The 1,601-nt window shown below is 62.4% G+C and carries 3 protein-coding genes; all 3 read right to left on the reverse strand.

Features of this window, described 5'->3' with window-relative positions; all coding sequences use genetic code 11:
• On the reverse strand, positions 1-258 hold a 258-nt coding region (locus tag H6B51_RS16945), incomplete at its 3' end, for a hypothetical protein (protein ID WP_204884769.1).
• A gap of 169 nt (positions 259-427) precedes the next feature.
• Positions 428-901, reverse strand: coding sequence for a DUF4358 domain-containing protein (locus H6B51_RS16950; protein WP_204884770.1), 474 nt, complete (start codon positions 899-901; stop codon positions 428-430).
• A 17-nt stretch (positions 902-918) separates the two neighbouring features.
• The coding region (locus H6B51_RS16955) for a GDSL-type esterase/lipase family protein (protein WP_204884771.1) at positions 919-1,601 on the reverse strand (683 nt) is incomplete at its 5' end.

The raw sequence follows: 1,601 nt of genomic DNA on the forward strand, positions 1-1,601 counted from the left end.
GGACGGAGTCGCCTCAGGGGTGGGCTGAGCGGCCGAGGGGGTGGCCTCAGGGGTGACCTCCTCTGTGGCCTGCGGAGTGGAAGAGGCCCGGGAGGCCTGGGAAGGGGTATCTGCGGCGGCAGGGGCGCTGCCCTTGCCAAGAGAGGGGATCAGCAACAGGCAGAGGCAAACCACCGCCGCCGCCACCAGCAGTCCCAGAGTAAGGCCAGGACCTTGGGAGGACCGTTTGAAACGCTTGGGATACTTGGATGTAGACACTTGGACACACCTCGATCTATCTATCTTCTCCCGTCCGGCAGGTTTCCCGGCGGGTTGTATCTGTTAGACGGCGGGGCCGGGGAAAAAGTTGATGGCCGGCAGAACTTTTTTCTGCTCCGCGCCGGTAATAAAAAAGGGCCTGCCGCATAAGCAACAGGCCCTTCGGGGTTCAGTTCAGGCTGTTCAGGGTGCTCTGGGCCTTGTCCGCGTCAGCGGCCACCACCAGCAGAGCGGTGTTGCCGGACTGCTCCACAATGGCGTGCTCCAGCTTGCTGACTTCATCAGGCATGTAGCTCTTCAAAGCGGTGATCTGGTCGTCCACCCGCTTCTCCAGGGCAGTCTTTGCTGCCTGGGCGGCAGCTTCATCGGTAAGGGTGAGCACGGCGATCTCCTCCGCGCCCATGGACAGAGAGGCATACACCACGCAGTCGGTAATGGTATCCGCCTCAATGCCGTACATATTGGCGGCCACATCGGCGTCCAGAGTATCCAGGGCGTCAGAGAAGGCGCCGGAGTCCAGCAGAGCCTGGGCAGTGGTCTTGGGATCATAGCTCTTGTCAGAAGAGCCGCCCCCGCCGCAGGCGGTGAGCATCAGGCAGAGGGCCACCACGCCGGGCAGCAGACGGGCAAACAGCTTTTTCATGATAACAGGATCTCCTTTCAAATCTGAGCCGACCGGTAGGCCTCAGGGGCCACGGTATGCTCCATCAAATAATTCAGCCAGCGTTGGTACCAGGGCTTGGTAAAATGGACGCCGTCGGCGGTAGCCTCCGGGGGCACCCCACCGTCCGCTCCCGCCAGCGCCGTGTACACATCCACCAGGGCCACCCGGCACTCCCCGGCCAGCCGGGTAAAGAGACCGTTGAAGTAGGTCACCCGGCTGTTGGTCACCCAGCTAGCCTGGCCCCCCTGGAGGCACTTCTCCTCGTTCACCGGAGCCAGGGTCTGCAAATAGATCACCGCGTTAGGCTGGAGCGCCTTCACCCGGTCCAGGAAGCTCCGAAAGGCGGTCAGATAGTTGTCCTCATTGTAATAGCCCAGCTCGTTCATCCCAAAGGATATGTAGATCTTACGGAACTGGGGTCCCCGCTCCAAGGCCTCCATCACTGAGCAATCCTTACCGTCCACCGTCACCAGCCCGGGCTGGTCCACCCCAAACACCGTCAGACCGGTGTAGGAATAAAACGTGGCCCCCTGGATACCGCTGTACAGCATCAGGCCGTCGGTGCGGGAGTCCCCGATGAACAGGGCGTCGGCAAAATAATCCATCCCCACCGGCTCCGACCCGGGCACCGGGCGGGCGCAGTCCAGGACGGGAGGCGCCGTGGGGGATGGCGTTGGGG

The organism is Pseudoflavonifractor phocaeensis, from assembly GCF_016901955.1.
Taxonomy (GTDB): Bacteria; Bacillota; Clostridia; order Oscillospirales; family Oscillospiraceae; genus Flavonifractor; species Flavonifractor phocaeensis_A.

Excerpts from the sequence above, each read along its gene's own strand:
- H6B51_RS16950 (WP_204884770.1), bottom strand. The coding sequence starts at position 901 with ATGAAAAAGCTGTTTGCCCGTCTGCTGCCCGGCGTGGTGGCCCTCTGC.